This window comes from Aeromonas oralensis (genome assembly GCF_049665575.1).
Lineage (GTDB): Bacteria > Pseudomonadota > Gammaproteobacteria > Enterobacterales > Aeromonadaceae > Aeromonas > Aeromonas hydrophila.
In genome coordinates this window covers 4317501-4341715 of record NZ_CP187186.1, presented here as the reverse complement: position 1 = coordinate 4341715, position 24215 = coordinate 4317501, and the positions used below count along the sequence as shown (strand labels likewise).

Below are 24215 nucleotides of genomic sequence, written 5' to 3'. Positions count from 1 at the left end.
CCTGCGGCATGAGTCCGAAAAGGGGGCGGATTTTTCGTCCGGCGGCAATATAAGGTAGACTGCCCGCTTGCCATTGTCGGGACACGCAGATGAAACTCACCCCTTACGCCTCCTTGTTGACGCTCAACACCCTCGCCCTCGATGCCCATTGCCGCTGGCTGGCCGAAGTGGAACGGATCGACGATCTGCCGCAACTGGTAGCCGACCTCGAGCTGGCCGACTTGCCGCGGCTGGTGCTGGGAGGTGGCAGCAACGTGCTGTTTTGTGATGACTTCGCCGGTGTTGTAGTGCTCAACCGTCTGAAGGGGATAACGCTGCACGACGAGGGGGATCACTGGTTGCTGCACGTGGCGGCCGGCGAGAACTGGCATGAGCTGGTGTGCCATACCCTGCAGCAGGGTTGGTTCGGGCTCGAGAACCTGGCGCTGATCCCGGGCACGGTCGGGGCCGCCCCGGTGCAGAATATCGGTGCCTACGGGGTCGAGCTGGCCAGCGTCTGCGCCTATGTGGAGGCGTTCAACTGGCAGAGCGGCCAGCTGGAGCGCATCGAGGCGGCCGCCTGCGGGTTCGGCTATCGCGACAGCGTCTTCAAGCACGCCTGTCAGGACAGCCACTTCATCACCGCCGTCGGGCTGCGCCTCGCCAAGGCCTGGCAGCCGGTGGCGGGTTATGGCCCGCTGGCCGCGCTCGGTGAGCAGCCCACGGCGCAGGCCATCTTCGACACCGTCTGTGCCACCCGCATGGCCAAGCTGCCGGATCCGGCCGTGCTCGGCAATGCCGGCAGCTTCTTCAAGAACCCCGTGGTGACGGCGGCGCAGGCCGACCAGCTCAAGCAGCAATATCCGCACATTCCCTGTTACCCGACCGCTGACGGGCAGGCCAAGCTGGCAGCGGGCTGGCTCATCGATCAGTGCGGCCTCAAGGGCTTTGCCATCGGCCGCGCCGCCGTGCATCAGGAGCAGGCCCTGGTGCTGGTCAACCTGGGCGGAGCCAGCGCCATGGAGCTTATCGCGCTGGCGGCTCACGTACGCGACAGCGTGGAGCAGAAATTCGGCGTGCTGCTGGAGCACGAGGTGCGCTTCATGGGGCGCAGCGGTGAAACCTGGCTCGACGAGGTGCTCTCATGACCCTGACCCCCATCAGACAGACCCTGATCACCCTGCTCAGCGACGGCCAGTTTCACTCCGGTGAACAGCTGGGTGAGCAGCTTGGCATCAGCCGGGCGGCGGTCAGCAAGCACATGGCCGCGCTCAAGGAGCTGGGGCTGGACTTGTTCAGCCTGACCGGCAAGGGCTATCGGCTGGCGGTGCCGATGGCGCTCTATGACGAGGCGCAGCTGCAGGCGTTGGCGCCCATGGCGCCGGTACACTGCTATCCGGTCATCGACTCCACCAACCAGTACCTGCTGGAGCGGGTCAACCAGCTGAGCTCCGGCGAGAGCTGCCTGGCCGAGTGTCAGACCGCCGGTCGTGGCCGGCGCGGCAAGCCCTGGGTCTCCCCCTTCGGTTGCCAGCTGATCCTCAGCATGTACTGGCGGCTCGAGCAGGGCATGGCGGCCGCCATGGGACTGAGTCTGGCGGTCGGCGTGGCCGTGGTGCAGGCGCTGGAATCCCTCGGTTATCCGGGGGTGGAGCTGAAATGGCCCAATGACCTCTACTATCAGGGCCGCAAACTGGCGGGCATTCTGGTGGAGATGAGCGGCAGTGCCGGTGCCAGCTGCCATCTGGTGATCGGGGTCGGCCTCAATCTGGCGATGCCGAGCCGGGAGGGGGAGCGGATCGATCAGGCCTGGTCCGAACTGCGCCATATCCAGCCGGAACTGGTGGATCGCAATCTGCTGGCCGGCAGGGTGCTCGATTACCTGCAGCAGGCCATGCTCACCTTCGAACAGAGTGGCCTCGCCAGCTTCGTGGCGGACTGGAACCGGCTCGATCACTTCGCCGGCGGCCGGTGCGGTTGCTGATGGGCGAGCAGGAGATCCGCGGCGTGGCGCGCGGCATCGATGATCGCGGCGCCCTGCGGCTGGAGACCGCAGAGGGGATCAAGTTCTACTTGGGCGGCGAAATCTCCCTGCGCCGGGGCGACTGAAGGCGGTGGCGAGCGTGATGAAGAAGAGGGGGCCTGCGGGCCCCCTCTTCATGTTGATTCGTGTTGGTAGCCGCTATTTGCGCAGCTTGATCTGCTCGATGGCGTGCTCGTTGCCCTTGGTCAGGATCAGGTTGGCCCGCTCCCGGGTCGGCAGTATGTTCTCTTTCAAATTCAGATAGTTGATATCTTGCCAGATGTTGTTGGCGATCTTGGTTGCTTCGCTCTCCGCCAGCTTGGCGTAGTGGTGGAAGTAGGAGTCGGGATCCGAGAAGGCACCGCTGCGAAACTTGAGGAAGCGCTCGATATACCAGGTGCGCAGCAGTTCGGCCTCGGCATCCACATAGATGGAGAAGTCGACGAAATCGGAGACGAAGACTCTATGGGGCTCCTGCGGATAATCCATGCCGCTCTGCAGTACATTGAGTCCTTCGAGGATCAGGATGTCCGGCTGCTCCACCACCTTCTTCTCGTCAGGGATGATGTCGTAGATAAGGTGGGAGTAGACGGGCGCTTCGACCTTTTCGTGGCCAGCGCGGATGTTGGCGACAAATTCCACCAGATGACGGATGTCGTAGGACTCCGGGAAGCCCTTGCGGCGCATCAGGCCGCGCTCTTCCAGCACCTTGTTGGGATAGAGAAAGCCGTCGGTGGTGACCAGCTCCACCCGCGGGTGTTCCGGCCAGCGCTCCAGCAACGCCTGCATGATGCGCGCCGTGGTGCTCTTGCCCCCCGCCACGCTGCCGGCGATGCTGATGATGTAGGTACCCTTGCCGCGGGACTGACCGAGAAACTGTTCCAGTACCCGGCTGCGGCGCTGTTTGGCCTTGACGTAGAGATTGAGCAGGCGGGAGAGGGGCAGGTAGATCTCTTCCACCTCCTGCAATGACACCTTTTCATTGATCCCGCGCAGGGTCTGCAGATCGTGCTCGGTCAGGGTCAAAGGGACCGAGTCGCGCAATAACGCCCATTGTTCGCGGGTGAATTGCAGATAGGGGTTATGCTCTGTCGTCATGGTGTCATCACTGTTTCTTGGGCAGGGCGACCATACACCAAGGGGTGGGGAGCGACAAGAGAAGCGACGGTTTCGAGCGGAGAGTGAGTCCTTTTTTGCCTGGTTCCCGGCAATAATGCACATTTTGCAAGGCGCAATGGTTGCATCCCCAAAATGCTTACCATAAAATGCGCGACGCTTAGATGTCTGTCGTCTATTTGCTCGGCAAAAGCGATAAAACAACGGGTGCAAGCAGAATTACCGTTGTGGCATTTATGCAACTGGAGGGGTTCCCGAGCGGCCAAAGGGATCAGACTGTAAATCTGACGGCTCTGCCTTCGAAGGTTCGAATCCTTCTCCCTCCACCATATTTCTCTGCGGTTTGAGTTCTTTGGGTTAGAGAAATGCGGGCATCGTATAATGGCTATTACCTCAGCCTTCCAAGCTGATGATGCGGGTTCGATTCCCGCTGCCCGCTCCAAGATGCTGATACGGCTCAGGCGATAGCAGAGCCACACCTTAGGGTGAGTTCGGCAATCGAACCTGCCTGTCAGCACCAGCCTCTCTTCCCCACCAGATTCAAATCCATCATATAAACTGTTCTGTGGTTAGCTTGCCACCGCGTACTCAGCGTTAGTTTAGAGGGACGATCATGTCTAAAGAAAAATTTGAGCGTAATAAACCGCACGTTAACGTGGGTACCATCGGCCACGTTGACCACGGTAAAACCACCCTGACTGCCGCTATCACCAACGTGCTGGCCAAGCACTTCGGTGGTAAGGCTTTCGCCTTCGACCAGATCGACAAGGCACCGGAAGAGCGTGAGCGTGGTATCACCATCAACACCTCCCACGTAGAATACGACACCGCTACCCGTCACTACGCGCACGTAGACTGCCCGGGTCACGCCGACTACGTTAAAAACATGATCACCGGTGCTGCCCAGATGGACGGCGCGATCCTGGTAGTAGCAGCGACTGACGGCCCGATGCCGCAGACTCGTGAGCACATCCTGCTGGGTCGTCAGGTAGGCGTTCCGTACATCATCGTGTTCATGAACAAATGTGACATGGTAGATGACGAAGAGCTGCTGGAACTGGTCGAGATGGAAGTTCGCGAACTGCTGTCCGAGTATGACTTCCCGGGTGATGACCTGCCGGTAGTCCGTGGTTCCGCACTGAAAGCGCTGGAAGGCGAAGCTCAGTGGGAAGAGAAGATCCTGGAACTGGCTGGCCACCTGGACACCTACATTCCGGAGCCGGAGCGTGCCATCGACCTGCCGTTCCTGATGCCTATCGAAGACGTATTCTCCATCGCTGGCCGTGGTACCGTAGTAACCGGTCGTGTAGAGCGCGGTATCGTCAAAGTTGGTGAAGAAGTGGAAATTGTTGGTATCAAAGATACCACCAAGACCACCTGTACCGGCGTTGAAATGTTCCGCAAACTGCTGGACGAAGGTCGTGCAGGCGAGAACATCGGTGCACTGCTGCGTGGCGTGAAGCGTGAAGACGTAGAGCGTGGTCAGGTACTGGCCAAGCCGGGCACCATCAAGCCGCACACCAAGTTTGAATCTGAAGTGTACGTGCTGTCCAAAGAAGAAGGTGGTCGTCATACCCCGTTCTTCAAAGGCTACCGTCCGCAGTTCTACTTCCGTACTACCGACGTGACCGGTACCATCGAACTGCCGGAAGGCGTAGAGATGGTAATGCCGGGCGACAACATCAAGATGGTTGTTACCCTGATTGCGCCGATCGCGATGGACGACGGCCTGCGTTTCGCCATCCGTGAAGGTGGCCGTACCGTAGGTGCTGGTGTTGTAGCTAAAGTTATCGCTTAATCTTTGGCTTACATAAATAAAGCAAAGCCCCTATAATAGGGGCTTTCTTATGCAGGGGCGTAGTTCGAATTGGTAGAACAGCGGTCTCCAAAACCGATGGTTGCGGGTTCGAGTCCTGCCGCCCCTGCCATATACCTCGTCTCGTACGGGGCTTTTGTGTCTTTGGTTACGTCAGATACAGGTGGGTTGTATGAGTGTTAGTTCTGAGAGCCAGGGCGGAAGCAAGGATACCCTGCTTTGGGGCCTGGTTTTCATTATCCTGGCGGCCGCTGTAGTGGGTAATTACCTGCTCAACGATGTCGTCGCTGCCGTCCGCGCCCTGGGTGTGGTCGTTGTCATTGCTGCTGCCGGTGCAGTAGCCCTGCAAACCACCAAGGGAAAGGCGACACTGGCATTTGCCCGTGAGTCTCGCCTGGAAGTCCGCAAGGTCGTATGGCCGACCCGTCAGGAAGCCATTCAGACAACCCTGATTGTGCTGGCGGTGACTGCCGTGATGGGGCTGTTGCTGTTCATTCTGGACGGTGCCTTGGTCTGGTTGGTCAACCTGATTACCGGTGTGTAAGGATAAGCCATGACTGAACAACGTGAACAACGTATGAGATGGTATGTGGTGCAGGCGTTTTCCGGCTATGAAGGCCGTGTTGCCAAATCCCTGCGTGAACATATCAAGATGCATGGCATGGAAGACATGTTCGGTGAAGTGCTGGTCCCGACCGAAGAAGTGGTCGAGATGCGCGCTGGCCAGAAGCGCAAGAGTGAGCGCAAGTTTTTCCCGGGATACGTCCTGGTTCAGATGATCATGGATGAGACCACGTGGCACTTGGTACGCAACGTACCGCGCGTCATGGGCTTCATTGGTGGCACCTCTGATCGTCCTGCTCCTATCTCTGATAAAGAAGCGGATGCCATCCTCAATCGTCTGCAAGATGCCCACGACAAGCCGCGTCCGAAAACCCTGTTTGAACCGGGTGAAATGGTGCGCGTTGCCGATGGTCCGTTCGCTGACTTCAACGGTACCGTTGAAGAGGTGGACTACGAAAAGAGCCGCGTGAAGGTCTCCGTTTTGATCTTCGGTCGTTCTACACCGGTAGAGCTGGATTTTGGTCAGGTCGAAAAGGGCTGATTAAACTCTGTTCGTTAACGGTTGTCAGGGGCAGCGAATGTCATTATAATTCGCTGCCCCTTTATTAGTTGGGGAGCCGTTTGCAGGAGCATGTCTCCGAGGCGTTAGAACCCATTTCTGAGGTATTTTTGTAATGGCTAAGAAAGTCACAGCTTATATCAAGCTGCAAGTTAAGGCTGGCAGTGCTAACCCCAGCCCTCCCGTTGGTCCTGCTCTGGGTCAGCACGGTGTGAACATCATGGAATTCTGTAAGGCGTTCAACGCCCGTACAGAAAAAGCTGGAAAAAGGCTCACCGACTCCGGTCGTGATCACCGTTTACAGCGACCGTTCCTTCACCTTCGAAACCAAGACTCCGCCCGCTGCCTTCCTGCTGAAGAAAGCTGCTGGTATCCAGTCTGGTTCTGCCAAGCCGAACAAAGACAAGGTTGGTAAGGTGACTGTGGCTCAGCTGCAAGAAATCGCCAAGACCAAAGAGCCGGATATGACCGGTGCCGATCTGGATGCAAAAGTACGTTGCATCGCCGGCTCCGCTCGTTCCATGGGCCTGGTAGTGGAGGATTAAGACAATGGCAAAACTTTCCAAGCGTATGCGCGTTATTCGCGAAAAAGTTGACGGTACCAAAGAGTACTCCATCAACGAAGCCATTGCCCTGCTGAAAGAACTGGCTACTGCCAAGTTCGTTGAAAGCGTTGACGTTGCCGTTAACCTGGGTATCGATGCTCGTAAATCCGACCAAAACGTACGTGGTGCAACTGTACTGCCGCACGGTACCGGTCGCGAAGTGCGCGTAGCCGTATTCACCCAAGGTGCCAACGCCGAAGCTGCCAAAGCTGCCGGTGCTGAACTGGTTGGTATGGACGATCTGGCCGATCTGGTCAAGAAAGGCGAGATGAACTTCGACGTAGTTATCGCATCCCCGGATGCCATGCGCGTTGTTGGTCAGCTGGGTCAAATCCTGGGCCCGCGCGGTCTGATGCCGAACCCGAAAGTTGGTACTGTAACTCCTAACGTTGCCGAAGCCGTCAAGAACGCCAAGGCTGGTCAGGTTCGTTACCGTAATGACAAGAACGGTATCATTCACACCACCCTGGGCAAGGTTTCTTTCAACGAAGTTCAGCTGAAAGAAAACTTGGAAGCTCTGCTGGTTGCCCTGAAAAAGGCCAAGCCGTCTTCCGCCAAGGGTGTATTCATCAAGAAAGTCAGCATCTCCACCACCATGGGTGCCGGTGTTGCCGTAGACCAAGCTTCTCTGGAAGCTCAGGCCTAATTGATGGATTTTACAAGGCGCAAAATTTAATCTATAATTTTGCGCCTTGATTGGTTGGGGGCTTCGACCTCCGTCCAAGACCGCAGGAGGCTGTAAGGCCTTAATACTTCCTGCGTAGACGGTGCCGGAAACCCAGCGAGAAAGATTCTTTCTCTTCTGGAATCCTGCTACCGCATCGTTCCCCTCTGTTGTAAAGGTAGGGGGGATGTGTCAGTACTGGGTCATTTGACCCGGATTCAATCCAGGAGTTAAGCCAATGGCATTGGGACTCGAAGACAAAAAGGCAATTGTTGCTGAAGTCAACGAAGCTGCCAAAGGCGCTCTTTCTGCAGTGATTGCCGATTCTCGCGGCGTGACTGTAGACAAGATGACCGTCCTGCGTAAAACCGCTCGTGAAGCCGGTGTGTACATGCGCGTTGTGCGTAACACCCTGCTGCGTCGCGCGGTAGAAGGTACCGAATACGAGTGCCTGAACAACGCATTTACCGGTCCTACCTTGATTGCTTTCTCTAACGAACACCCGGGCGCTGCCGCTCGTCTGTTCAAAGAGTTTGCCAAAGCGAACCAAAAGTTCGAAATCAAGGCTGGCGCTTTTAACGGTGAGTTTATCGCCGCAGCACAAATTGATCGTCTGGCCACGCTGCCGACTTACGAAGAAGCAATTGCGAAGTTGATGGCTACCATGAAGGAAGCCTCTGCTGGCAAGCTGGTTCGTACTATCGCTGCTGTTCGCGACCAGAAACAAGCTGCTGCTTGATTCTCGCCTATCTAGGCTGTTTGAGTTTATTCAACATCAGGAATTTTTGTCATGTCTATCACTAAAGACCAAATCATCGAAGCCGTTGCTTCCATGTCCGTAATGGAAGTTGTTGAGCTGATCGAAGCTATGGAAGAGAAGTTCGGTGTTTCTGCCGCTGCTGCCGTAATGGCCGGCCCGGCTGCTGCTGAAGCAGTAGAAGAGAAGACCGAGTTCGACGTAGTTCTGACTGCTGCCGGTGCCAACAAAGTTGCCGTCATCAAAGCCGTTCGTGGCGCCACCGGTCTGGGCCTGAAAGAAGCCAAAGACCTGGTAGAAGCTGCTCCGGCTAACCTGAAAGAAGCCGTCTCCAAAGACGAAGCTGAAGCTCTGAAGAAAGAGCTGGAAGCTGCCGGTGCTTCTGTTGAGATCAAATAATCTGCATTTATGTAGATTAGCCTGATAAAACAGGCTAGGGCTGGTGAATTTTTGTTCACCAGCCTTTTTGCGCTGTAGACTGAGAGCATTTCACACCGTTTACGACTCTCGGTGCACCAGCAATCCGGACTGTTTTCATTCGTCCGGGCCAACACAAAACGGTGTTGAGACAGAGCTGTCCCGTGGGACAGAGTGGGTCACTTATCAGCGAGCTGAGGAACCCTATGGTTTACTCTTATACCGAAAAAAAACGCATTCGTAAGGACTTCGGTAAGCGAGACCAGGTACTGGACACGCCTTATCTGTTGTCCATTCAGCTGGACTCCTTCAAGCAGTTCATCGAGGCTGACCCGGAAGGTGAATATGGCCTAGAGGCCGCTTTCCGTAGCGTTTTCCCGATCACCAGTTACTCCGGTAGTGCTGAGCTTCAGTATGTCAGCTATCGCCTGGGTGAGCCGGTATTTGACGTAAAAGAATGCCAGATCCGTGGAGTGACCTACTCCGCGCCGCTGCGTGTCAAGCTTCGTATGGTTCTGTACGACCGTGAAGCAGCTGCCGGCACCGTCAAAGACATCAAGGAACAAGAAGTATACATGGGCGAAATTCCGCTCATGACCGAGAACGGCACCTTTGTTATCAATGGTACCGAGCGGGTAATCGTCTCCCAGCTGCATCGTAGCCCGGGCGTCTTCTTCGACCACGATAAAGGCAAAACACATTCATCCGGTAAGGTGCTGTATAACGCGCGCGTTATTCCCTACCGTGGCTCCTGGCTGGACTTCGAGTTCGATGCGAAAGACAACCTGTTTGTCCGTATCGACCGTCGTCGTAAACTGCCGGCATCCATTATTCTGCGTGCCCTGGATTTCAGTTCCGAACAGATTCTGGCCACCTTCTTCGAGACCATCGGTTTCGAAGTCAAAGATGGCAAGTTGATGATGGACCTGGTGCCGGAGCGCCTGCGTGGTGAAACTGCGACCTTTGACATCGTGGCCAATGGCGCCGTGGTGGTTGAGACCGGTCGTCGAGTGACTGCGCGTCACATCCGTCAGTTGGAAAAAGATTCCGTTACCCAGATTGAGGTACCGGTTGAGTATGTTGTTGGCAAAGTTGCTGCCAAGGACTACGCACATCCGCAAACTGGCGAGATGGTAGTGACTGCCAACCAGGCGCTGAGCCTGGAAGCGGTAGCCAACCTCTCCCAAGCCGGCTTCAAGCACTTCGAGGTTCTGTTCACCAATGAACTGGATCACGGTGCCTACATGTCCGAGACCCTGCGTATCGACTCCAGCTCCAGCCGCCTGGAAGCGCTGGTCGAAATCTATCGCATGATGCGTCCGGGTGAGCCGCCGACTCGCGAAGCCGCAGAACAGCTGTTCGAGAACCTGTTCTTCTCTTCCGAGCGTTACGACCTGTCTACCGTAGGTCGGATGAAGTTCAACCGCCGTCTGGCTCGTGAAGATGAGACCGGCGTGGGTACTCTGACCAAAGACGACATCGTCGATGTGATGAAGCGCCTGATCGACATCCGTAACGGTAACGACGAAGTGGACGATATCGACCACCTGGGTAACCGTCGTATCCGTTCTGTCGGTGAAATGGCTGAAAACCAGTTCCGTGTCGGTCTGGTACGTGTCGAGCGTGCGGTCAAGGAGCGTCTCTCCCTGGGCGACCTGGACACCCTGATGCCGCAGGATCTGATCAACGCCAAGCCGATCTCCGCCGCAGTCAAAGAGTTCTTTGGTTCCAGCCAGCTGTCCCAGTTCATGGACCAGAACAACCCGCTGTCCGAAGTGACCCACAAGCGTCGTATTTCCGCGCTGGGCCCGGGCGGTTTGACTCGTGAGCGTGCCGGCTTTGAAGTTCGAGACGTACACCCGACCCACTACGGTCGTCTGTGCCCCATCGAAACGCCTGAAGGTCCGAACATCGGTCTGATCAACTCTCTGTCCGTGTACTCTCGTACCAACGAGTACGGTTTCCTCGAGACTCCGTACCGCAAGGTCATTGACGGTGTGATCACCGACGAAGTGGACTATCTGTCTGCTATTGAAGAAGGCAAGTACGTGATCGCACAGGCTAACGCCGCGACCACCGAAGATGGCCGTCTGAAAGATGAATTGATCCCGTGCCGTCACAAAGGTGAATCCACCTTTATGAACGCCGACCAGATCCAGTATATGGACGTGAGCCCGCAGCAGATCGTATCTGTGGCAGCGGCCCTGATCCCGTTCCTGGAACACGATGACGCGAACCGCGCATTGATGGGTTCAAACATGCAACGTCAGGCTGTACCGACTCTGCGCGCCGACAAGCCGCTGGTTGGTACCGGTATGGAACGCGCTGTGGCTGTTGACTCCGGTGTTACCGTAGTGGCCAAGCGTGGCGGCATGATCGACTACGTCGATGCCTCCCGTATCGTTATCAAGGTCAACGAAGATGAGCTGCTGCCTGGCGAAGCCGGCATCGACATCTACAGCCTGACCAAATACACCCGTTCCAACCAGAACACCTGTATCAACCAGCGTCCGTGCGTGATGTTGGGGGAGCCGGTGATGGCGGGCGACGTGCTGGCTGACGGTCCGTCCACCGACCTGGGTGAACTGGCGCTGGGTCAGAACCTGCGCGTCGCGTTCATGCCGTGGAATGGTTACAACTTCGAAGACTCGATCCTGGTGAACGAGCGTGTTGTTCAGGAAGATCGCCTGACCACCATTCACATCCAGGAACTGGCCTGTATCTCCCGTGACACCAAGCTGGGTCCGGAAGAGATCACTGCTGACATCCCGAACGTAGGTGAAGCCGCTCTGTCCAAGCTGGACGAGTCCGGTATCGTCTACGTGGGTGCCGAAGTGAAGGGCGGCGACATTCTGGTCGGTAAGGTAACGCCGAAAGGTGAAACCCAGCTGACGCCGGAAGAGAAGCTGCTGCGCGCCATCTTCGGTGAGAAGGCGTCCGACGTGAAGGACTCTTCTCTGCGTGTGCCGAACGGTGTGTACGGTACCGTGGTTGACGTGCAGGTCTTTACCCGCGATGGCGTGGAAAAAGACAAGCGCGCCAAAGAAATCGAAGAGATGCAGCTGAAGGAAGCGAAGAAGGACTTGACCGAAGAGTTCAAGATCCTGGAAGACGGCATTTTCGGCCGCTCCCGCAACCTGCTGCTGGCCGCCGGTTACAGCGAAGACCGTCTGAACAAGCTCGATCGCTCCAAGTGGTTTGAACTGGCCATCGAAGATGAAGCCAAGCAAATCGAGCTGGAACAGATCGCTGAACAGCACGTTGAGCTGAAGGCCGAGTTCGACAAGAAATTCGAGAACAAGCGTCGCAAGATCATCCAGGGCGATGACCTGGCGCCGGGCGTACTGAAGATCGTCAAGGTCTATCTGGCCGTCAAGCGTCGCATCCAGCCGGGTGACAAGATGGCGGGTCGTCACGGTAACAAGGGTGTTATCTCCAAGATCTGTCCGGTCGAGGATATGCCCCATGACGAGTACGGCCGTCCGGTCGACATCGTTCTGAACCCGTTGGGCGTACCGTCTCGTATGAACATCGGTCAGATCCTCGAAGTGCACTTGGGCCTCGCGGCCAAGGGTATCGGCGAGAAGATCGATCGCATGGTCAAGGAACAGCGCGAACTGCACGAGATGCGTGACTTCCTGCAACAGGTCTATGACCTGGGCGAGAAAGACACCCAGCAAGTGAACGTGGCCGAGCTGTCCGACGACGACGTACGTACCCTGGTCGGTAACCTGCGCAAGGGTCTGCCGGTAGCAACGCCGGTCTTTGATGGCGCCAAAGAGCGTGAAATCAAGGCCCTGCTGAAGCTGGCCGACCTGCCGGAATCCGGTCAGATCGCCCTGTTCGACGGTCGTACCGGTAACGCCTTCGAGCGTAAGGTCACCGTGGGTTACATGTACATGCTGAAGCTGAACCACCTGGTAGACGACAAGATGCACGCGCGTTCTACCGGTTCTTACAGCCTGGTTACCCAGCAGCCGCTGGGTGGTAAGGCACAGTTCGGTGGTCAGCGTTTCGGTGAGATGGAAGTGTGGGCCCTGGAGGCTTACGGTGCGGCATATACCCTGCAGGAGATGCTGACCGTCAAGTCTGACGATGTGAACGGCCGTACCAAGATGTACAAGAACATCGTGGATGGCGACCACCGTATGGAGCCGGGCATGCCCGAATCCTTCAACGTATTGCTGAAGGAAATCCGCTCTCTGGGTATCAACATCGAGCTGGACGAAGAGTAAGAGCTCGCTCTTATTGTTCGAGAATTGACGTGGGCGCCCCGCTGTTTCGGCAGTAGGGGCGCCGAGGTTAGACTCCTGACAGGGGAAACACGTGAAAGACTTACTCAAGTTTTTGAAGGCTCAGACCAAGACCGAAGAGTTTGACAGTATCAAGATCGGTCTGGCCTCTCCTGACATGATCCGCTCCTGGTCATTCGGTGAGGTCAAAAAGCCTGAGACCATCAACTACCGGACTTTTAAGCCGGAACGTGATGGTCTGTTCTGCGCCCGTATCTTCGGACCGGTGAAGGACTACGAGTGTCTGTGCGGCAAGTACAAGCGCCTGAAACACCGTGGTGTGATCTGTGAAAAGTGCGGCGTAGAAGTGACCCAGACCAAGGTCCGTCGTGAGCGTATGGGCCACATCGAGCTGGCCAGCCCGACTGCCCACATCTGGTTCCTGAAGTCCCTGCCGTCCCGTATCGGTCTGCTGCTGGACATGACCCTGCGTGACATCGAGCGCGTGCTGTATTTCGAATCCTATGTAGTGATCGAACCCGGCATGACCAACCTCGAGCGCAGCCAGATGCTGTCCGAAGAGCAGTACCTGGACGCACTGGAAGAATGGGGCGACGAATTCGACGCCAAGATGGGTGCCGAAGCAATCCTGGCATTGCTGCGCGCCATCGATCTGGAAGGCGAAGTGCGCACCATGCGCGAAGAGCTGGATCAGACCAACTCCGAGACCAAGCGCAAGAAGACCACCAAGCGCCTGAAGCTGATGGAAGCCTTCCTGCAGTCCGGCAACAAGCCGGAGTGGATGATCATGACAGTGCTGCCTGTGCTGCCGCCGGACCTGCGTCCGCTGGTACCGCTGGACGGCGGCCGTTTCGCGACTTCCGATCTGAACGATCTGTACCGTCGCGTGATCAACCGTAACAACCGCTTGAAGCGCCTGCTGGACCTGGCTGCTCCGGACATCATCGTGCGCAACGAAAAGCGCATGCTGCAAGAGTCCGTCGATGCCCTGCTGGACAACGGCCGTCGTGGTCGTGCCATCACCGGCTCCAACAAGCGCCCGCTGAAATCCTTGGCCGACATGATCAAGGGTAAGCAAGGTCGTTTCCGTCAGAACCTGCTCGGTAAGCGTGTCGACTACTCCGGTCGTTCCGTTATCACCGTAGGTCCGACTCTGCGTCTGCATCAGTGCGGTCTGCCGAAGAAGATGGCGCTGGAGCTGTTCAAGCCGTTCATCTATGGCAAGCTGGAATCCCGCGGTCTGGCGACCACCATCAAGGCCGCCAAGAAGATGGTGGAGCGCGAAGAAGCTGTCGTTTGGGACATCCTGGACGAAGTGATCCGCGAACACCCGGTGCTGCTGAACCGTGCACCGACCCTGCACCGTCTGGGTATCCAGGCGTTTGAACCGACCCTGATCGAAGGCAAGGCCATCCAGCTGCACCCGCTCGTCTGTGCCGCCTATAACGCGGACTTCGACGGTGACCAGATGGCGGTCCACGTACCGCTGACCCTGGAAGCCCAGCTGGAAGCGCGCGCGCTGATGATGTCCACCAACAACATCCTGTCGCCTGCCTCCGGTGAGCCGATCATCGTTCCGTCTCAGGACGTGGTCTTGGGTCTGTACTACATGACCCGCGCCCGTATCAACGCCAAGGGCGAAGGTATGGTGCTGTCCGGCCCGAAAGAAGCCGAGAAGGTATACCGCGCCGGTCTGGCCGATCTGCATGCTCGCGTGAAAGTTCGCATCACCGAATACCTGCGTCAGGAAGACGGTTCGCTGCGTGCTCACACCGAGATGAAGAACACCACCGTTGGTCGTGCGATCCTGAGCCTGATCCTGCCGAAAGGCATGGAATACGCGCTGATCGACGAGCCGAAGGTGCTGACTGCTGCAGAGCAGGCTGACCTGGATGCCAACCCGCAGAACTGGATCAAATCCGTATCCAACAAGGCGCTGGGCAAAAAGCTCATCTCCCGTCTGCTGAACACCTGCTATCGCAAGCAGGGCCTGAAGGACACCGTCATCTTCGCTGACCAGCTGATGTATACCGGTTTCCACTATGCGGCCCTGTCCGGTGCTTCCGTTGGTATCGATGACATGGTCATCCCGGATGCCAAGAAAGACATCATCGCCGCTGCAGAAGCCGAAGTTGCCGAGATCCAGGACCAGTTCCTGTCCGGTCTGGTGACCGCGGGCGAACGCTACAACAAGGTTATCGATATCTGGGCCAGCGCCAACGAGCGTGTCTCCAAGGCCATGATGGAGAACTTGTCCAAAGAGCGTAACGTCAACTCGCTGGGTGAAGAAGAAGAGCAAGCCTCGTTCAACAGCATCTTCATGATGGCCGACTCTGGTGCGCGGGGTTCCGCAGCCCAGATCCGTCAGCTGGCCGGTATGCGTGGCCTGATGGCCAAGCCGGATGGCTCCATCATCGAGACCCCGATCGTCGCGAACTTCCGCGAAGGTCTGAACGTACTGCAGTACTTCATCTCCACTCACGGTGCTCGTAAGGGTCTGGCGGATACCGCACTGAAGACTGCGAACTCCGGTTACCTGACTCGTCGTCTGGTTGACGTGGCACAGGACATGGTGATCACCGAGGACGATTGCGGCACTACCGAAGGTCTGTGGATGACTCCGCTGATCGAAGGTGGCGACGTGGTCGAACCGCTGCGTGAGCGCGTGCTGGGCCGTGTGGTTGCCGATGACGTGATCAAGCCGGGTACTGAAGATGAAGTGCTGGTAGCGCGCAACACCCTGCTCGACGAGCAGCTGTGTGACCTGCTGGAGCGCAACTCTGTTGACCGCGTGAAGGTACGTTCTGCCATCACCTGTGAGACCGACTTCGGTAACTGTGCTCACTGCTACGGCCGTGATCTGGCCCGTGGTCACCTGGTTAACAAGGGTGAGGCTGTCGGTGTTATCGCCGCCCAGTCCATCGGTGAACCGGGCACCCAGCTGACGATGCGTACCTTCCACATCGGTGGTGCCGCATCCCGTGCCGCTGCCGAGAGCAGCATCCAGGTCAAGAACACCGGTAGCATCAAGCTGCAGAACGCCAAGTTCGTTCACAACAGCGATGACAAACTGGTTATCACCTCCCGTTCTACCGAACTGACCATCATGGACGAGATGGGCCGTACCAAGGAAAGCCACAAGCTGCCTTACGGTTCCGTGCTGGAAGTGAAAGATGGCCAGGCCGTGAACGCCGGTGAAACCGTCGCCAACTGGGATCCGCACACTCACCCGATCATCACCGAAGTGGCGGGTCGCCTGCACTTCGAACACATGATCGATGGCGTGACCATTACTCGTCAGACCGACGAGCTGACCGGTCTCTCCTCCATCGTCGTGCTGGATGTCAACGAGCGTCCGAGTGCCGGTAAAGAGATGCGTCCGACCGTGAAACTGGTCGACCTGAACGGCAAGGACGTGATGATCCCGGGTACCGATGTAGCCGCCCAGTACTTCCTGCCGGGCAAGGCGATCGTGAACCTGGAAGATGGTGCCAACGTGGGCGTGGGTGACGCGGTAGCGCGTATCCCGCAAGAGTCCGGCGGTACCAAGGACATCACCGGTGGTCTGCCGCGCGTTGCGGATCTGTTCGAAGCACGTCAACCGAAGGAACCGGCAATTCTGGCCGAGATCTCCGGTACCATCTCCTTCGGGAAAGAGACCAAGGGCAAACGCCGTCTGGTCATCACCCCGACCGATGGTGGCGATGTCTACGAGGAGATGATTCCGAAGTGGCGTAACCTGAACGTGTTCGAAGGTGAAAAAGTTGAGAAGGGTGAAGTGCTGGCGGACGGTCCTGAGTCTGCTCACGACATTCTGCGTCTGCGCGGTATCAGCCCGGTCGCCAACTACATCGCCAACGAAGTGCAGGACGTTTACCGTCTGCAAGGCGTTAAGATCAACGACAAGCACATCGAAGTCATCGTGCGTCAGATGCTGCGCAAGTGCGAGATCCTGAGCGCTGGCGACACCGACCTGATCGAAGGCGAACAGGTTGAAGTGGCTCGCGTGAAGATTGCCAACCGTAAGCTGGTTGCTGAGGGCAAGACCCCGGCCACCTTCCGTCACATCCTGATGGGTATTACCAAGGCATCTCTGAGCACCGAGTCCTTCATCTCCGCGGCTTCCTTCCAGGAAACCACTCGCGTTCTGACCGAAGCCGCCGTAGGTGGCAAGCGTGATGAACTGCGTGGCCTGAAAGAGAACGTGATCGTGGGTCGTCTGATCCCGGCTGGTACCGGCTTTGCCTACCACCACGGCCGGATCAACCAGCGTGCCGCCGCAGCCCGTGCTGTTGGTGTGCCGCAGGTAACTGCCGATGAAGCTCAGCAAAACCTGGCGGATCTGCTCAATGCAGCCGGCAGTTTTGACGAAGAGTAATCTTCCGCTGTAGTGAATGAAAAGGGCCCCTTCATGGGGCCCTTTTTTATTGTCGATTTTCTCGTCAAAGCCAGACGCCACGCGGATATTCGGATGATCCAGAGCAAGGTTGCAGAGTAAAAAATCAAAAAAAGTTGACATTGCACTCTCGCAACTGAAAACTCGGGAAAGTTGAATGGGTATTACAGGGGTAGAACATGACTGTCGGTATCGAGGAAGTGATGCTTCCCGAAGAGCAACTGATCGGTCGCACTTTTACAGACGAAGACAGGGAATTGTTGCGCTCATACGATGGGCTGATCGATGGCTTGGCCGAGTTGTTCGGCAAGCACTGTGAAGTGGTGCTTCACTCCCTGGAAAATCTGCACGAGTCCGTGATCAAGATTGCCAACGGGTTCAATACGGGACGGAATGAGGGGGCCCCCATTACCGATCTCGCGCTGCGTATGCTCAAGGACATCGAGAATACCGGCCAGGATTACACCCAGAGCTATTTTGCTCGCAGCCGTACCGGTGCCCTGATGAAGTCGAGTACCATCGCCATCAGGAACAGCGACAAGCAGGTGATCGGCCTCATCTGTATCAACCTGCATATCAACGCGCCTTTTCACGAGTTCGTCGCCGAATTTTTCCCGACACCGCAACAAGTCGAGCGTCAGTCGCCGGAGACCTTTGCCAACAGTGTGGAAGAGTTGGTTGCCCAGACGGTGGACAATACCATCGACGAGATCAACCGCGATCCAACCGTTGCCAACAACGCTAAAAACAGGTTTATCGTGACCCAGCTGTTCGAGAAGGGCATATTTGATATCAAGGACTCGATCAACCTGGTCGCCGACAAGCTGAACATTTCCAAACATACCGTTTATCTGTACATCCGACAGCGCAAGCAGGGTGAAGACGAAAACGAGTAAGCGCCATAGAAGGGGATAGACAAGAATGGCTAAAGAAGTTATTGCAACCGACAAGGCGCCTGCCGCAATTGGCCCGTATGTTCAGGCCACCAAACTGGGCGAGCTGGTCTTCACCTCCGGGCAGATCCCGCTCGATCCGGCCACCATGGAGATAGTGGCTGGTGGTATCGAAGCGCAGGCCGAGCAGGTGATGAAGAACCTGGTTGCAGTATTGAAAGAAGCGGGAGCCGATACCGGCAAGGTATTGAAGACCACCTGTTTCCTCAGCGACATGAACAACTTTGTTGCCTTCAACCAGGTTTATGCCCGTTACTTCGGTGACGCCGCTCCTGCCCGCTCCTGCGTGGAAGTGGCGCGTCTGCCGAAGGATGTGCTGGTTGAAGTCGAAGCCATCGCTTACGTCTGATCCAAGGCTGCACGAAGAGCCCCTCCCAGGAGGGGCTTTTTTGTGTTTGGCGTAGAATGGACGAACACATGCGCAGGAGTCCGGATATGAGTCTGAATTTTGCCCTGCTGGTAACGGGGCCCGCCTATGGCACCCAGTCGGCCAGCACCGCCTATCGTTTTGCCTTGAGCCTCATCGAGCAGGGCCATTGCTTGTCTCACCTGTTCTTCTACCAGGATGGGGTCTGCAACGGTAACGGGCTGCATGCTCCCGCCTCCGATGAGAGCAACCTGGTCGCCCTGTGGCGTGAATTGGCCAACCAGCAAGGGATCCGTATCGATGTGTGCGTCGCTGCCGCCATGCGGCGCGGTGTGCTGGATGAGCAGGAGGCCAAGGGGCTGGGCAGGGCACACTTCAACCTGGAGCCGCCATTTTGCCTGAGTGGCCTGGGTCAGCTGGCGGAGGCCAGCCTGACCGCCGATCGATTCGTCCAGTTTTAAGAGGCAGCCATGCACAAGATAGCGTTTATTTGCCGGCGTGGACCGCACGGTACTGCCGCCGGGCGGGAAGGTCTGGATGCCCTGCTGGCCACTTCGGCCATGACCGAGTCGCTGGCCCTGTTCCTCATCGGGGATGGTGTGCTGCAACTGCTCAAGGAGCAGCAGCCGCAGGCCATCTTGCAGCGTCACTATGCGCCGACCTTCAAACTGCTCGAGCTCTATGACATTGAGGAGGTCTATGTGTGCACCGACTCGCTGGCCGAGCGTGGCCTGACGGTGGCTGACCTGCTGATCCCCGTGACCGGCCTGTCCCGCACCGACATCCGGCACCAGTGGGATGCCTGTGATACCCATATCTGCTTTTGAGGTGACCATGATACAGCTGATATTGACCTCTCCCTTCCAGAGCCAGGACCTGGAGCAGGCGCTGACCTACCGCCAGCCGGAGGATGTGTTGGTGCTGATGCAGGATGCCGTCGTCGCTGCCACGGCCCCTCAGTGGTGTGCGCGGTTGGCTGGAGTGCCGCTCTATGTCATGCGGGAAGACCTGCAGGCTAGGGGGTTGCAACAACGGATCGGGTTGGATCTGGACATGGCCGGCTTGGTGGTCCTGATTGCGGAAAAAGGCTCGCCGCAGACCTGGGCTGGCTAACTGCCAGTTTTATATAACCATTTCAGACGGTTACCGATATTTGCCAAGGCTCCCTCACTGCCTTTCCTGGCTCGGATTGTATAAATCTTGACTCCCTTGACAACAGGGCATAAAATTTCGCGTCCCCGTATCTGCGGGGAGGATTTTTCACATGTTTATGAAGTCATTATCAGGAGCCTTTTGATGGCAACTATTAACCAGTTGGTTCGCAAGCCACGCATCAAGCTCGTTGTGAAAAGCAACGTGCCGGCGCTGGAAGCGTGCCCTCAGAAGCGTGGCGTGTGCACCCGTGTATACACCACCACCCCGAAGAAGCCTAACTCTGCACTGCGTAAAGTATGCCGTGTACGTCTGACCAACGGCTTCGAAGTCACCTCCTACATCGGCGGTGAAGGTCACAACCTGCAAGAGCACTCTGTTGTTCTGATCCGTGGCGGTCGTGTAAAAGACTTGCCAGGTGTTCGTTATCACACCGTTCGTGGTGCGTTGGACTGTGCCGGTGTTAAAGACCGTAAGCAGGCTCGCTCCAAGTATGGCGTGAAGCGTCCGAAAGCTTAATGGTTCTCCGTTAAGTAAGGCCAAACGTTAATTCGTTTCTAGTTAGATAACTTTCTAGTTTTGGGTAACCCCTGAAGTTACGGAGAATTTGAAATGCCAAGACGTCGTGTTGTTGGTCAGCGTAAAATCCTGCCGGATCCCAAGTTCGGATCAGAGCTGCTGGCTAAATTTGTCAACGTAGTAATGGTTGACGGTAAGAAATCTGTTTCCGAAGCCATCGTATATGGCGCGCTGGACATCATTGCCACCAAGACTGGCAAAGAGCACCTGGCCGTATTCGAAGAAGCCCTGGACAACATTCGTCCGGCCGTCGAGGTTAAATCTCGTCGTGTCGGTGGTGCAACCTATCAGGTACCGGTAGAAGTTCGTCCGGTTCGCCGCAATGCCCTGGCAATGCGCTGGTTGGTTGATGCCGCTCGTAAACGTGGTGAAAAATCAATGGCTCAGCGTTTGGCTGGCGAGCTGCTGGATGCCGCTGACAATAAGGGTTCGTCTGTCAAGAAACGTGAAGACGTACACCGTATGGCTGAAGCGAACAAGGCTTTCGCTCACTTCCGCTGGTAATCCGCTTGCGCAGGGTCTTTTGGCTCTGCGCACCTTTAATTATCTGGGGACAAGTGCCCTAGTAAGAGGATGACAATGGCTCGTACAACCCCCATTGAGCGTTATCGTAATATCGGTATCTCCGCTCACATCGACGCCGGTAAGACTACTACTACCGAGCGCGTTCTGTTTTACACCGGTGTAAGTCACAAGATCGGTGAAGTTCACGATGGCGCCGCCACCATGGACTGGATGGAACAGGAACAAGAGCGTGGTATCACCATCACCTCCGCCGCGACCACCGCTTTCTGGTCCGGTATGGGCAAACAGTTCCAACCGCACCGTATCAACATCATCGATACCCCGGGCCACGTTGACTTTACTATCGAAGTAGAGCGTTCCATGCGTGTTCTGGACGGCGCCGTGATGGTGTACTGTGCCGTAGGTGGCGTTCAGCCACAGTCTGAAACCGTATGGCGTCAGGCTAACAAGTACAAGGTTCCCCGTATCGCGTTCGTCAACAAGATGGACCGTACCGGTGCCAACTTCCTGCGCTGCGTTGAGCACATCAAGACCCGTCTGAAAGGTAACCCGGTTCCGCTGCAACTGAACATCGGTTCAGAAGAGAACTTCAAGGGCGTTATCGACCTGGTCAAGATGAAAGCCATCAACTGGAGCGAAGCTGACCAGGGCGTATCCTTCGATTACGAAGACGTCCCGGCTGAGCTGCTGGAAAAAGCGCAAGAGATGCGCATGACCCTGGTTGAAGCCGCTGCTGAAGCGTCTGAAGACCTGATGGAAAAATACCTGGGTGGTGAAGAACTGACCGAGGAAGAGATCAAGAAAGCTCTTCGTCAGCGCGTTCTGAACAACGAAATCATCCTGGTTACCTGTGGCTCCGCGTTCAAGAACAAGGGCGTACAGGCCATGCTGGATGCCGTGGTTGACTATCTGCCGGCTCCGACCGACGTAGCAGCCATCGACGGTCTGAAGCTGGATGGCGAGACCAAAGACGAGCGTCATGCTTCTGATGACGAGCCGTTTGCTGCTCTGGCATTCAAGATTGCTACCGACCCGTTTGTAGGCAACCTGACCTTCTTCCGCGTTTACTCCGGTGTGGTTAACTCCGGTGACTCCGTGCTGAACTCCGTTAAAGAGAAGCGCGAGCGTTTTGGCCGTATCGTTCAGATGCACGCCAACAAGCGTGAAGAGATCAAAGAAGTTCGCGCAGGCGACATCGCTGCCGCCATCGGTCTGAAAGACGTGACCACCGGTGACACCCTGTGTGACGAAAAAGCGCCGATCATCCTCGAGCGTATGGAATTCCCGGAACCGGTAATCTCCATCGCAGTTGAGCCGAAAACCAAGGCTGACCAAGAGAAGATGGGCCTGGCTCTGGGCCGTCTGGCTCAGGAAGACCCGTCCTTCCGCGTATGGACTGACGAAGAGTCTGGCCAAACCATCATCGCCGGTATGGGTGAGCTGCACCTGGACATCATCGTTGACCGTATGCGTCGCGAGTTCAAGGTAGAAGCGAACGTAGGTAAGCCGCAGGTTGCCTACCGTGAAACCATTCGTAACACCGTCAAGGATATCGAAGGTAAGCACGCCAAGCAGTCCGGTGGTCGTGGTCAGTACGGTCACGTTGTGATCGACATGTACCCGCTGGAAGAAGGCAAAGCCTACGAATTCGTCAACGACATCAAGGGCGGCGTCATTCCTGGTGAGTTCATCCCGGGTGTTGACAAGGGTATCCGCGAGCAGCTGAAGTCCGGCCCGCTGGCAGGTTATCCGGTAATGGATCTGGGCGTGCGTCTGCACTTCGGTTCCTACCACGATGTCGACTCTTCCGAACTGGCGTTCAAGATCGCTGCTTCCATGGCCTTTAAGGCTGGCTTCATGAAGGCCAACCCGGTTCTGCTCGAACCGATCATGAAAGTAGAAGTCGAGACTCCGGAAGACTACATGGGCGACGTGATCGGTGACCTGAACCGTCGTCGTGGCCTGATCGAAGGTATGGAAGATGGCCCGTCCGGCAAGATCGTTCGTGCCCTGGTGCCGCTGGCCGAGATGTTCGGTTACGCTACCGCCCTGCGTTCTGCTACCCAGGGTCGTGCTTCCTACGCCATGGAATTCGCCAAGTATCACGATGCCCCGACCAACGTCGCCCAGGCCGTGATCGAAGAGCGCAAATCCAAGTAATTTAAGATTCCCCGCCTACGACGGTAGGCGGGTTTAACCTAGAAGGACTACGTCGTGTCTAAAGAAAAATTTGAGCGTAATAAACCGCACGTAAACGTCGGCACCATCGGCCACGTTGACCACGGTAAAACCACCCTGACTGCCGCTATCACCAACGTGCTGGCCAAGCACTTCGGTGGTAAGGCTTTCGCCTTCGACCAGATCGACAAGGCACCGGAAGAGCGTGAGCGTGGTATCACCATCAACACCTCCCACGTAGAATACGACACCGCTACCCGTCACTACGCCCACGTAGATTGCCCGGGTCACGCCGACTACGTTAAAAACATGATCACCGGTGCTGCCCAGATGGACGGCGCGATCCTGGTAGTAGCAGCGACTGACGGCCCGATGCCGCAGACTCGTGAGCACATCCTGCTGGGTCGTCAGGTAGGCGTTCCGTACATCATCGTGTTCATGAACAAGTGTGACATGGTAGATGACGAAGAGCTGCTGGAACTGGTCGAGATGGAAGTTCGCGAACTGCTGTCCGAGTACGACTTCCCGGGTGATGACCTGCCGGTAGTCCGTGGTTCTGCACTGAAAGCGCTGGAAGGCGAAGCTCAGTGGGAAGAGAAGATCCTGGAACTGGCTGGCCACCTGGACACCTACATTCCGGAGCCGGAGCGTGCCATCGACCTGCCGTTCCTGATGCCTATCGAAGACGTATTCTCCATCGCTGGCCGTGGTACCGTAGTAACCGGTCGTGTAGAGCGCGGTATCGTCAAAGTTGGTGAAGAAGTGGAAATCGTTGGTATCAAAGATACCACCAAGACCACCTGTACCGGCGTTGAAATGTTCCGCAAACTGCTGGACGAAGGTCGTGCAGGCGAGAACATCGGTGCATTGCTGCGTGGCGTGAAGCGTGAAGACGTAGAGCGTGGTCAGGTACTGGCCAAGCCGGGCACCATCAAGCCGCACACCAAGTTTGAATCTGAAGTGTACGTGCTGTCCAAAGAAGAAGGTGGTCGTCATACCCCGTTCTTCAAAGGCTACCGTCCGCAGTTCTACTTCCGTACTACCGACGTGACCGGTACCATCGAACTGCCGGAAGGCGTAGAGATGGTAATGCCGGGCGACAACATCAAGATGGTTGTTACCCTGATTGCGCCGATCGCGATGGACGACGGCCTGCGTTTCGCCATCCGTGAAGGTGGCCGTACCGTAGGTGCTGGTGTTGTAGCTAAAGTTATCGCTTAATCGATACTTTAAATACGCACATGAAAGGGGTGGCTTCGGCCACCCCTTTTACTTTTGGGGCTTTAAATGGCCTGTGAGATACTTTGCGAAA

Annotated in this window: 19 protein-coding genes, 3 tRNA genes and 2 pseudogenes; 23 read left to right on the top strand and 1 reads right to left on the bottom strand. The window is 56.7% G+C overall.

The annotated features are described in order from the left end of the window. Window positions 1–89 precede the first annotated feature (89 nt). On the top strand, window positions 90–1127 hold the full coding sequence (gene murB, locus ACPDZI_RS20375) for a UDP-N-acetylmuramate dehydrogenase (protein WP_323933889.1): 1038 nt from the start codon (window positions 90–92) through the stop codon (window positions 1125–1127). Continuing rightward, window positions 1124–2088 (top strand): annotated as a pseudogene (gene birA, locus ACPDZI_RS20370) (bifunctional biotin--[acetyl-CoA-carboxylase] ligase/biotin operon repressor BirA). Before murB ends, birA begins: the two are co-directional and overlap by 4 nt. 73 nt (window positions 2089–2161) lie before the next feature. Here birA and coaA read toward each other — a convergent pair. Next, complete coding sequence (coaA, locus tag ACPDZI_RS20365) at window positions 2162–3100, bottom strand: type I pantothenate kinase (RefSeq protein WP_011707706.1); 939 nt, start codon at window positions 3098–3100, stop codon at window positions 2162–2164. Window positions 3101–3362: 262 nt separating this feature from the next. Here coaA and ACPDZI_RS20360 point away from each other — a divergent pair. From ACPDZI_RS20360 to tuf (ACPDZI_RS20260), 21 genes and pseudogenes are all read left to right on the top strand, one after another. Continuing rightward, window positions 3363–3447, top strand: a tRNA-Tyr gene (locus tag ACPDZI_RS20360). A gap of 38 nt (window positions 3448–3485) precedes the next feature. Further along, window positions 3486–3560 (top strand) — tRNA-Gly (locus ACPDZI_RS20355). 171 nt (window positions 3561–3731) lie between these two features. Then, window positions 3732–4916, top strand: coding sequence for an elongation factor Tu (gene tuf / locus ACPDZI_RS20350; RefSeq protein ID WP_011707694.1), 1185 nt, complete (start codon window positions 3732–3734; stop codon window positions 4914–4916). A gap of 53 nt (window positions 4917–4969) precedes the next feature. Next, window positions 4970–5046 (top strand) — tRNA-Trp (locus ACPDZI_RS20345). A 60-nt stretch (window positions 5047–5106) separates the two neighbouring features. Then, window positions 5107–5478 (top strand): preprotein translocase subunit SecE, encoded by a 372-nt coding sequence (gene secE, locus ACPDZI_RS20340; protein ID WP_011707705.1) that lies wholly within the window; start codon window positions 5107–5109, stop codon window positions 5476–5478. A gap of 9 nt (window positions 5479–5487) precedes the next feature. Beyond that, window positions 5488–6039: a transcription termination/antitermination protein NusG gene (nusG, locus tag ACPDZI_RS20335; RefSeq protein ID WP_005306318.1), complete on the top strand. Its 552-nt coding sequence runs from the start codon at window positions 5488–5490 to the stop codon at window positions 6037–6039. Window positions 6040–6172: 133 nt separating this feature from the next. Continuing rightward, a pseudogene (rplK, locus tag ACPDZI_RS20330) lies at window positions 6173–6602 on the top strand (50S ribosomal protein L11). Window positions 6603–6606: 4 nt separating this feature from the next. Then, window positions 6607–7308 (top strand): 50S ribosomal protein L1, encoded by a 702-nt coding sequence (rplA, locus tag ACPDZI_RS20325; protein WP_011707704.1) that lies wholly within the window; start codon window positions 6607–6609, stop codon window positions 7306–7308. A 256-nt stretch (window positions 7309–7564) separates the two neighbouring features. Further along, on the top strand, window positions 7565–8065 hold the full coding sequence (rplJ, locus tag ACPDZI_RS20320) for a 50S ribosomal protein L10 (protein ID WP_011707703.1): 501 nt from the start codon (window positions 7565–7567) through the stop codon (window positions 8063–8065). Window positions 8066–8116: 51 nt separating this feature from the next. Beyond that, window positions 8117–8482 (top strand): 50S ribosomal protein L7/L12, encoded by a 366-nt coding sequence (gene rplL, locus ACPDZI_RS20315; protein ID WP_011707702.1) that lies wholly within the window; start codon window positions 8117–8119, stop codon window positions 8480–8482. A 224-nt stretch (window positions 8483–8706) separates the two neighbouring features. Then, complete coding sequence (gene rpoB, locus ACPDZI_RS20310) at window positions 8707–12735, top strand: DNA-directed RNA polymerase subunit beta (RefSeq protein ID WP_010635847.1); 4029 nt, start codon at window positions 8707–8709, stop codon at window positions 12733–12735. A 91-nt stretch (window positions 12736–12826) separates the two neighbouring features. After that, window positions 12827–17131 carry a DNA-directed RNA polymerase subunit beta' gene (gene rpoC / locus ACPDZI_RS20305; protein WP_011707700.1) on the top strand — a complete coding sequence of 1435 codons (4305 nt, stop codon included), beginning with the start codon at window positions 12827–12829 and terminating at the stop codon, window positions 17129–17131. Between the two features lie 197 nt (window positions 17132–17328). Continuing rightward, window positions 17329–18045, top strand: a complete 717-nt coding sequence (locus tag ACPDZI_RS20300) for a helix-turn-helix transcriptional regulator (RefSeq protein WP_005306294.1) — start codon at window positions 17329–17331, stop codon at window positions 18043–18045. Between the two features lie 25 nt (window positions 18046–18070). Beyond that, window positions 18071–18451, top strand: a complete 381-nt coding sequence (locus ACPDZI_RS20295) for a RidA family protein (protein ID WP_011707699.1) — start codon at window positions 18071–18073, stop codon at window positions 18449–18451. Window positions 18452–18537: 86 nt separating this feature from the next. Continuing rightward, window positions 18538–18930 carry a sulfurtransferase complex subunit TusD gene (gene tusD, locus ACPDZI_RS20290; RefSeq protein WP_076362046.1) on the top strand — a complete coding sequence of 131 codons (393 nt, stop codon included), beginning with the start codon at window positions 18538–18540 and terminating at the stop codon, window positions 18928–18930. A gap of 9 nt (window positions 18931–18939) precedes the next feature. Next, window positions 18940–19296, top strand: a complete 357-nt coding sequence (tusC, locus tag ACPDZI_RS20285; protein WP_438833693.1) for a sulfurtransferase complex subunit TusC — start codon at window positions 18940–18942, stop codon at window positions 19294–19296. A gap of 7 nt (window positions 19297–19303) precedes the next feature. After that, window positions 19304–19582: a sulfurtransferase complex subunit TusB gene (tusB, locus tag ACPDZI_RS20280; protein WP_168968338.1), complete on the top strand. Its 279-nt coding sequence runs from the start codon at window positions 19304–19306 to the stop codon at window positions 19580–19582. A 183-nt stretch (window positions 19583–19765) separates the two neighbouring features. After that, window positions 19766–20140, top strand: coding sequence for a 30S ribosomal protein S12 (gene rpsL / locus ACPDZI_RS20275; RefSeq protein WP_005306278.1), 375 nt, complete (start codon window positions 19766–19768; stop codon window positions 20138–20140). 93 nt (window positions 20141–20233) lie between these two features. Next, on the top strand, window positions 20234–20704 hold the full coding sequence (rpsG, locus tag ACPDZI_RS20270; RefSeq protein ID WP_005306266.1) for a 30S ribosomal protein S7: 471 nt from the start codon (window positions 20234–20236) through the stop codon (window positions 20702–20704). A gap of 75 nt (window positions 20705–20779) precedes the next feature. Continuing rightward, window positions 20780–22885 (top strand): elongation factor G, encoded by a 2106-nt coding sequence (gene fusA, locus ACPDZI_RS20265; protein WP_011707695.1) that lies wholly within the window; start codon window positions 20780–20782, stop codon window positions 22883–22885. Window positions 22886–22939: 54 nt separating this feature from the next. Continuing rightward, window positions 22940–24124: an elongation factor Tu gene (gene tuf / locus ACPDZI_RS20260; RefSeq protein ID WP_011707694.1), complete on the top strand. Its 1185-nt coding sequence runs from the start codon at window positions 22940–22942 to the stop codon at window positions 24122–24124. Window positions 24125–24215 lie beyond the last annotated feature (91 nt).